Origin of the sequence: Dokdonella sp. (assembly GCF_019634815.1) — a bacterium.
Classification (GTDB): Bacteria; Pseudomonadota; Gammaproteobacteria; order Xanthomonadales; family Rhodanobacteraceae; genus Dokdonella_A.
Window position 1 is genome coordinate 1 of sequence record NZ_JAHCAP010000045.1, and the last position, 8,809, is coordinate 8,809.

The window sequence follows — 8,809 nt, forward strand, 5'->3', positions numbered from 1 at the left end:
CCCGCAACGAGCCGCGCCGCGCATCGTTGGTCACGTTTGGCCGTAAAGGTGGCTGATTGTAGCGGAAGGAGGGATTTTCAGCACCCTGCAAGTGGCTTGTGGCTGTCCTTCAAGCAATCGAGGTGCTCAGTTCGGTTGCCCATCGATCAAGGCGCGCACGAGCGGATGGGCCTCGCCATTGAGCTGCCGGAACGTTGCCAAGGCCCTGTCGCGCGCGGCGTGTGCTTCGTCGGTCTTGCCGAGTGCGAACAGGATCTCGGTCATATAGACGTCGATCTCGGCCAGTTTCTCCCCGCCTTCGGGGTGATCGAGCAACAGTTGCGCGCGCGCAGCGCTCGCCTCGCGTTCGCCTTGTTCGGCATCTCCGAAACGGGCGTGCGCGGCACCTAGCGCCGCGCCCGCAACGGCAAGAGATTTGACGTTCCCGGCCTGACGGGCGATGTCGGCCTGGAGGTGCTGGCGGGCAGTCTCCAGTGTTTGCAGCGCCTGTCGATTGCCCATGCGAAGTTCGGCGCGACCGAGCATCAATTCAACAGTTCCAAGCCCAGGGGACTTGGCGGCCGCGAGGATTTCGCGGGATTCGGTAGCCGCCGCAATCGCGGCGGGGTCATCGATGGCAAACCAATGGGCACGCGCCAACGCGGACAGGATGTTTCCGATCTGCGCGGCTCCGGGTTTGAGATTGGATCGCGCGAGGGCGAGAGCGCCGGAGATCGTTTGGATGGCCGCATCGACCTCCCCAGTCTCCGCCATGGCCAAGCCCAGGCCCAAATCGACGTACATGAAGCGGGCATGGCCTTCGCCGACCGTTCGCACGAGCATGGTGCGGGCGCGCTGCAACATTTCGCGTGCCTGCGGAAACTTCTCCTGGTACAGCAGGCAGACGCCCACATCGTAGATGTCCATGGCGATGTTGGCGCTTTCGGGGCCTTCCTGGATCAAGCGCTCGCGCAGGACGCGCTCGTACCAGAGCTGTCCTTGCGCGAACTCGCTGCGCCGGTTTGCCATCTTGGCCAGCCCGGTCATCGTCGTCAGGCGCAGCTTGCGATATTCGTCGCCCGCGTGTTCCAGAATCGCCCAAGCCTGTTCGAACAGGCCCTGTGCGGCTTCGATGTCTCCGCTGTCTTCGGTGGCTTGTGCAAGCCCGTTCAACGCATCAGCCACGCGCGGGGAATCGGCACCGTACAGTTCCCGGAGTTGCTCGAGGTTACGGCGTTGCATGGCCACGGAACGCGCAGGATCGCCGATGCGCATCAAGGACGCGGCGAGAATCTGCCGCAGTTCGATCTGGTCGGTGGGACTGCCTTTGAATTCCGTATCCAGACGCTGCGCCGCGCGGTCGATCAGGTCCCCGCTGGAAACGCCGCCCTTTCTAGGATTGAACGGATTGGTGTCGGTCAACAGGCTGGCGAGAAAGCCCTTTGCATGCTCCGCCCGGCTCGCCATGCGCGTGGCTTCATCGGCCTTCCACAATGCAAAAGCCGTGGTGCCGATCAGTGCCAGCAGGGCAATCGCGGCCGTAGCCACCAGCGCGCGGTTGCGACGAATGAAGTGTGTGGCCAGGTAGCGGAAACCGGGCCGGGCGATGGCGAGAGGTCGATGTTCGCGCCAGCGCTGCAGGTCTTCCCGCATCTGGCTGGCTGAACCGTAGCGCTGCGCGGGGTCCGGGGCCAATGCGTGCGCCAGGATTCGACCAAGATCGCCGCGCATCTCGCGGATGGCCTCGGGCGAAGCCGTTGCGTGCGCCGCTCGCGCCAGCTCGGCGGCTCGCCACGGGGTGGCAGATCGTTCGGCCTCTCGCAGCGGCAGACGAGCTCCTGCGACCAATTCAAACAGGATCAGACCGAGCGCATGAATGTCGGTGGCCGTAGTCACCCGCTCGCCGCGCAGTTGCTCGGGCGCGGCGTACTCGGGCGTGAACACCCGGGTTGCCGGAGTCTGATCTGCAGTGGGATCAAGGATCAGGGCGATGCCGAAATCGAGTAGCTTGACCGTGCCGTCGGCGGTCACCAGCACATTGGTCGGCTTGAGGTCGCGATGCACGATGAGATGGCTGTGTGCGTGCGCGACCGCTGCGCAGATCTGTTCGAACAGGAGCACGCGCTCGGATAGGCCAAGCTTTCGCGCAACGCAATGCACGAGCAGCGGTTCACCTGCGACATGCTCCATCGCCAACCATGCGCAACCCGCTTCGGTGCCGGCATCGATGAACGCGGTGATGTTGGGGTGGTTGAGCGAAGCCAAGGCACGGCGTTCGCGCGCAACCAGGTGGGAAACGCGCACGGCGTCGCCATTGAGCACCTTCAGCGCCACGCGCTGGGTGAATTCTGCGGTGCTGCGTTCCCCCAGAAACACGGTACCCATGCCGCCGGAACCGATCTGGCGCACCAGCCGGAACGGGCCGATGCGCTCGGGAATGGCGCCCGCTGCGGGAAACAGCGTGCGCTGCACTACGGCACACAGATCTTCGACCCCGGTCTCGGGCGCCGAGCCGAGCAGGGCTTGCACTTGTTTCGCCAAGTGCGGATCGGTCCGGGTGATTTCCGTCAGCGCTCGGGCTCGAGCATCGTCATCGAGCGCGTCCAACTGCTCGATCAACTCACGCAGCCGTTGCCATTGATCGGCATCGAACAAGGGTTCGGCGGCGGGCTCCGTCATCCCGGGCCGAGCGCGAGGCGCAGATAATTGCGTGCCAGGCCCAGTTCGCGCTGGATCGTCCGCTCGGACACGCCGCGCAACTGCGCGATCTGGGGCGTGGACAGGCCAGCGAACACCCGCCACGAGAAGATTTCCGCCATCTCCTGGTCTTGCTCGGCCAGCGATTTCATGGCTTGGTCCATTGCCAAAGTCTGCTGGGCATCGAGTGCCGGATCGGCAACGCCAATGTCATCGAGCTGCGTGTGCAACAAGCCGCCTCCGCGCTTTTGCGCAAGTCGTTCGCGAGCTTGATCAACCACGGTTTGCCGCATCGCGCGCGCGGCGAGATTGAAGAAGTGACGACGATCATTGAGCGAATCGAGCGCCCCGTCGGCAATCTTGATGAAGGTCTCGTTGACCAATTCCGTCGGCGTGAGCGCTTGCCCGGCATCATGGGCCAACTGTCTTGCCGCCAGTCGGCGCAACTCCGTGTAGACAAGCGAATACGCCCGCTCGGCAGCGGAACGATCGCCACTGCTCGCGTCGCGCAGCCATTGGGTGAGCGGAGCCTGTTCCAATTGCGAGCCACTCCGACGACGGGGTCTTGACAGCAGCATGATACAGCTGCGACTGCCGACATGGGCTCTGCATCACCGCGCCGCATGGCCACCAAGGCCCCAGGTTGCCGGGAGGATGCAGCGGGTGCCGATGGGGTGCTGACCTTCTTCGAGCCGGGCCCGGAGCGTGACTTGATGGAAGCCATTGCGCGCAATGATGCCGCTGCGGTCGCCACGCTCGCCCGTCAAGCCGATGTCAATGGCAGCGGCCTGCAGGGCATGACACCGCTCAAACATTCTTTGCGTCAATTGCGCCACACGCCCGGGCGACAGGACGTGTTGGCGGCGCTGCTTGCCGCGGGTGCCGATCCGAATCGGGGCACGCCCTACGAAATGCCGCTTGGAATGGCCGCCCAATTGCAGCGCGGAATTTTCGGCCATGACGGCGCCTAAATCAAAAACCGCCCTCGCCGACCCGTGCGGGAAAGCATGCCCGGCAATTCCGCAGACCCGACGTGCGCCCCGAGCCGAGCGAGCTCGGCTCTACACAACCTGCCGCGTCGTAGAGCGGAGCTTGCTCCGCTCCCGTGCGCCCCGAGCCGAGCGAGCTCGGCTCTACAAAACCCACCACCCCGTAGAGCGGAGCTTGCTCCGCTCCCGTGCGTCCCGAGCCGAGCGAGCTCGGCTCTACAAAACCCACCACCCCGTAGAGCGGAGCTTGCTCCGCTCCCGTGCACCCCGAGCCGAGCGAGCTCGGCTCTACAAAAGCGGCTCCACGAGGCGGGGCAGACGCGGTCAAGCCACGGGTATCATGCTCTCGCTAGAATGACCTTTGCCGCATCGGTCTGCTTCACCCGGACCAAGGCCGCGGGGCTTCGTGCAGGCAGATCACCCGCGCGACCTCGCGGGCAGCGAGGAATCGAAGGAAGGGGAGGCAACGTGTCGATCTTGCGCTATCAGGGACTGTCGCGTGAAACGGCCGGGGAAATCACCCGCCGCGAACTGCTGTTCTTCAACATTTATCGCTGTCTGGAAGCCGGCGTCTACGTCAGCCTGTTCCTCACTCCGCTGGGCGGCGGCTCGATACGCATCACCCATCTCCTGCTCGGCCAGAGCGCGTCCCTGCTTTATCTGGCCGCGGCGCTGATCCTGCTGCTGCTGACCGGGCAACTGCTGCGGCATCTCACCGGGACGATCGTGTTTTCACTGGGCATCGACATCGTTGCCGCGGTGGCGGTGCTGTTCTCGCTGGCCGGCTATGGCCTGGTGCCGATGATGCTGATGCTCAACATCGGCATCGCCGCCCTGCTGATGCCGCGTCACGCGCATGCATTCGCGATCGCCGCCGCCTTGGGCGTGGCCACACCCTACGTTTACGGCCTGTTCGGCGGCGCCCACGAACCCGTGAGCGGCTTCGTGGTGCTGGCAATGAGCGGCGCCTATCTTGTCATCGCCACCCTGCTGCGCCATCTGGGTGGCCATGTTCGCGCGGCCGAGGATCTGGCTGAACGACGCGGCGCAGACCTGCTCAACCTCGAGCAGATCAACGACCTCATCATCCAGCGCATGCGCACCGGCGTGATGCTGGTCGATCGCGCCAACTACATCTTGCGCATCAACGAATCGGCCTGGCACCTGATCGGCAACCCGTCGCCGGGCGAGCACGAACTGGGCGTGGTCGCGCCCGAGCTCTCGCGCCGGCTCTACCACTGGCGCCACAACAGCCGCGCCGAGCAGACCGGCGTCGCGCTGGCCGCCGACATGCCCGAGGTGATCCCGCGCTTCACCCGCCTCACGCCCGATGACGACAGCAATGTGCTGATCTTCCTCGAAGACACTTCGCTGGTCTCGCAACGTGCCGAGGAGCTCACGCTGTCCTCGCTCGGACGCCTGTCGGCTTCGATCGCGCACGAGATCCGCAACCCGCTCGCGGCGATTCGCTATTCGGCGCAACTGCTCGCCGAATCGCCCGACCTCAGCGCCGACGACACGCGTCTGGTCGAGATCATCAACAACCACTGCACCCGCGCCAACGACGTGGTCGAGAACATCCTGCAACTGTCGCGGCGCGAGCGCTCACGCCCGGAAACCATCGACCTCAATGCCTGGGTGCTCAACTTCGTCGAGGAATACAAGCAGTCCAACGACCTCGGCCAGGACGAACTGCGCGCGGTGACCAGCAATCGCCGCCTGGAGGCGGTGGTCGATCCGCAGCATCTGCAGCAGGTGGCGTGGAATCTCGTGCAGAACGCCTTGCGCTATGGCCGCCAACCCAACCAGCCCGCGCGCGTCGCGGTGGTCGCGCGCATCGCCGCCGACAAGGGCCCGCCGCTGATGGAAGTGATCGACCGCGGCCCGGGCATTCCGCCCAAGGTCGCCGCGCAGATCTTCGAACCCTTCTACACCACCCACGAATATGGCACCGGCCTCGGCCTGTATCTGGCCAAGCAGATGAGCGAAGCAAGCCAGGCCACGCTCGAATACGTGCCCATCGCCGGTGGCGGCGCGTGTTTCCGCATCACCCTGCAGGCGGTGCAGGCCACGCTCTCGAACCCGCGGATTTCGGCATGAGGCCGGCCGCGCGGTCGCCGGAGCACAATGACCTGTGGCATCGGTTGCCCCTGCGTCGTTGTGGCAAAATCCCCCATTGCTCGACTTTCGGCAGCGCATGAACAAGCACTACGCCCTGATCATCGATGATGAGCGCGACATCCGCGAGCTGCTCACACTCACGCTCGGCCGCATGGGTCTGATCGTCGAGACCGCAGCCACGGTCGCTGAAGCGCGCCAGCGCCTGAGCGAACGCCGCTACGCACTGTGCTTCACCGACATGCGACTGCCCGATGGCAGCGGCCAGGAGCTGATCGAACTGGTCGCCGCGCAGTATTCCGAAACGCCGATCGCGATGATCACCGCCTACGGCAATGTCGATGCCGCGGTCGAGGCGCTCAAGGCCGGCGCCTTCGATTTCGTCTCCAAGCCGGTCGACATCAGCGTGCTGCGCCGCCTGGTGCAGACCGCGCTGCGCCTGTCGGAAGAAAAACGCAGCGAACAGATCGCCAGCGTCGGCAAGCTCATCGGTGATTCGGCAACGATGAACGAACTGCGCGCCACCATCGCCAAGGTCGCGCGCAGCCAGGCACCGGTCTACATCGCCGGCGAATCGGGCGTGGGCAAGGAACTGGTCGCACGCCTCGTGCACGAGCTTGGTCCGCGTTCAAGTGCGCCGTTCGTGCCGGTCAACTGCGGCGCGATTCCCTCCGAACTCATGGAAAGCGAATTCTTCGGCCACAAGCGCGGCAGCTTCACCGGCGCGCAGGCCGACAAGGATGGCCTGTTCCAGGCCGCCAATGGCGGCACCCTGTTCCTCGACGAAGTCGCGGAACTGCCGATGCACATGCAGGTGAAACTGTTGCGCGTGCTGCAGGAGAAAGCCGTGCGCCCGATCGGCGCGCATGCCGAGGTCAACGTCGACGTGCGCATCCTCTCGGCCACCCACAAGAACCTCGCACGCCTCGTCGAGCTCGGCTCGTTCCGCCAGGACCTGTTCTACCGCATCAACGTGATCGAGCTGAAAGTGGCACCGCTGCGTGATCGCCGCGAAGACATCCCGCAGATCGGCGCGCGCGTGCTCGAACGCCTCGCCAAGGACAGCGGCGGCACGCCGGCGCAATTGTCGCCCGACGCACTCCAGGCCCTGCTTGCCTACGATTTCCCGGGCAACGTGCGCGAACTCGAGAACATCCTCGAACGCGCGGTTGCACTGTGCGAGCGCAACCTCATCCACGCCAGCGACCTGCGCCTGACGGCGTCGGCCGAGCGCGTACCCGTGCCCGCCGCGGGCATCGCCGTGCACGCACCAAAGCCCCCGCCGTATTCCCATCCGGCCTCGCAAGCGACGATGCTCCCGCCCCGCGAACCCCCGTCGCTGCCCGGCGAACCGCCCGAAGACGCCGGCTTCCCCAGCGACCTCGCCGCCGCGGTCGCCGAAACCGAACGCGCCGCGATCATGAAGGCGCTCGAAGCCACGCGCTGGAACCGCACCGCCGCAGCCAAACAGCTCGGCCTCACCCTGCGCCAGTTGCGCTACCGCCTCGAGAAACTGGGGATCGAGTAGGCGCGCCACCGTCAGTTTGTTACCGCAAGGCATTGCCCGAATCTGGCTCTTGTAGAGCCGATGCTCGGCTTGCGACGCTTTTTGTAGAGCCGAGCTCGCTCGGCTCGGGGCGCACGGGAGCGGAGCAAGCTCCGCTCTACGGCGGTGGTGGTGTGTGCTCTTGTAGAGCCGAGCTCGCTCGGCTCGGGGCGCACGGGAGCGGAGCAAGCTCCGCTCTACGGGAAGGTCGCGACTGCCGCCGCTCCTACACCGTCACGATGCACGGCAACGTCGCGATGGGTGTCGTAGGAGGGCCGGAAGGCCAGACCTGACGCCGGCAGCGGAGCAAGCTCCGCTCTGCGACACGGCAGGTTGTGTAGAGCCGAGCTCGCTCGGCTTCGGGCGAACGGAAGCGGAGCAAGCTCCGCTCTACGGGTTGGCACCGCCTCGATGCGCGGCCGGTTGCGTCACTGTGACGGCACCTTCAGCCTTGATGAGCGCCACATCGAGCAGCCAGCGGCGGTCGAAGGCATCGCGTGGCAGCAGGTCGGCGCGGCGTTGCTCGAACCGGGCCAGAGCATCCATGTCGCCCAGCGCGACCAGCGCCAGCTCGACGTAGCGCGCGACGAACGTGCGCAGCGGCGCCAGCGCAGCCAGCTCGGGATCATCGAGCAGGGCCTCGCCGCTGTTCACCACGGCGGCCCAATCGCGCGCAGCCGCAGCCGCATGGAAGGCCATGAGCCTGCCCACGCGTGGCTGCTCGCGCCAACACGGCATGAGCCACCGCGGCTCGATCCAGACACCGTGCAAGTCTTCGCTGCGCAGGAACGGAATGGTACGCCCGGCCACCTTGGCACTGGCGAGCGCCCACGCCGCGAAGGTGGCGTCGTCGGCGTCGCACTGACGCGCCACGCTGCGCAACAGCGTGAGTTCCACATCAGCGCCCAGTTGGCCGACGCCTTCACCGGGCGCTGAAGGAGCGAGCAAATCAAGGCGGATCGCGCGGGCTGCGCGCGTCTGCATGCTGCGCAGCCGCCAAGGTGCCAGCACGCCCTGGGCCACCGACACGGGGGGTGGCACATAAGCGCCCGTTGCTTCGAGCAGTGGCCAAGGTGAATCGGCGATCGCCGAAATGTCGGTGGCGCTGGCACTCGCAAAACGCGCCGCCGGTGCACGCAACTGCACGAGCGGGAAGAAATCGGAATTGGCCGGCATCGGCGAAAGGCGCGCGAGTGATGCAAGACCGGTTCGATCCATGAGGAAGAACTCGCGCATCTGCGCCGCACTGGCCATCGACAGGCGCGACAGTTCCGGCGCCAGTTGCGGCGCCTGCAGCGCGAGGTCGCGCAGCGGCGGCACCGCGCCCTTGCGCGTGGCGATCAGCACGAGGTCGCCATTGTTGGATGCATACGCCTGCACGTCGGCAAAACGCGGCAGCATCGCCTTGAGGATCGATGCGACCAGGTCAGGACTGATTTCGTAGCGCTGCAGCCACGGCACGAACAGGCCATCAGCGGCC

The 8,809-nt window shown here is 65.8% G+C and carries 5 protein-coding genes and 1 pseudogene; 3 read left to right on the plus strand and 3 right to left on the minus strand.

What is annotated here, in order from left to right:
* Positions 1-126 precede the first annotated feature (126 nt).
* The gene (locus KF759_RS13985) at positions 127-2,658 is read right to left on the minus strand and encodes a serine/threonine-protein kinase (protein WP_291226461.1); all 2,532 of its coding nucleotides are present in this window, start codon (positions 2,656-2,658) and stop codon (positions 127-129) included.
* A complete protein-coding gene (locus KF759_RS13990; protein ID WP_291226462.1) occupies positions 2,655-3,215 on the minus strand; it encodes an ECF-type sigma factor in 561 nt (186 codons plus the stop codon). The genes KF759_RS13985 and KF759_RS13990 overlap by 4 nt, the downstream gene beginning before the upstream one ends.
* A gap of 84 nt (positions 3,216-3,299) precedes the next feature.
* Here KF759_RS13990 and KF759_RS13995 point away from each other — a divergent pair, with 84 nt between their 5' ends.
* The 3 genes from KF759_RS13995 to KF759_RS14005 all read left to right on the plus strand — a co-directional run bounded on the left by KF759_RS13995 (position 3,300) and on the right by KF759_RS14005 (position 7,311).
* Positions 3,300-3,647 (plus strand): hypothetical protein, encoded by a 348-nt coding sequence (locus KF759_RS13995; protein WP_291226463.1) that lies wholly within the window; start codon positions 3,300-3,302, stop codon positions 3,645-3,647.
* A 486-nt stretch (positions 3,648-4,133) separates the two neighbouring features.
* The gene (locus tag KF759_RS14000) at positions 4,134-5,765 is read left to right on the plus strand and encodes an ATP-binding protein (protein WP_291226464.1); all 1,632 of its coding nucleotides are present in this window, start codon (positions 4,134-4,136) and stop codon (positions 5,763-5,765) included.
* Between the two features lie 97 nt (positions 5,766-5,862).
* On the plus strand, positions 5,863-7,311 hold the full coding sequence (locus KF759_RS14005; RefSeq protein ID WP_291226465.1) for a sigma-54 dependent transcriptional regulator: 1,449 nt from the start codon (positions 5,863-5,865) through the stop codon (positions 7,309-7,311).
* A 408-nt stretch (positions 7,312-7,719) separates the two neighbouring features.
* Here the strand turns inward: KF759_RS14005 and KF759_RS14010 are convergent.
* Positions 7,720-8,809, minus strand: a pseudogene (locus KF759_RS14010) (hypothetical protein); the annotation flags it as partial.

Excerpts from the sequence above, each read along its gene's own strand:
- KF759_RS13985 (WP_291226461.1), bottom strand. The coding sequence starts at position 2,658 with ATGACGGAGCCCGCCGCCGAACCCTTGTTCGATGCCGATCAATGGCAA.
- KF759_RS14005 (WP_291226465.1), top strand. The coding sequence starts at position 5,863 with ATGAACAAGCACTACGCCCTGATCATCGATGATGAGCGCGACATCCGC.
- KF759_RS13995 (WP_291226463.1), top strand. The coding sequence starts at position 3,300 with ATGGCCACCAAGGCCCCAGGTTGCCGGGAGGATGCAGCGGGTGCCGAT.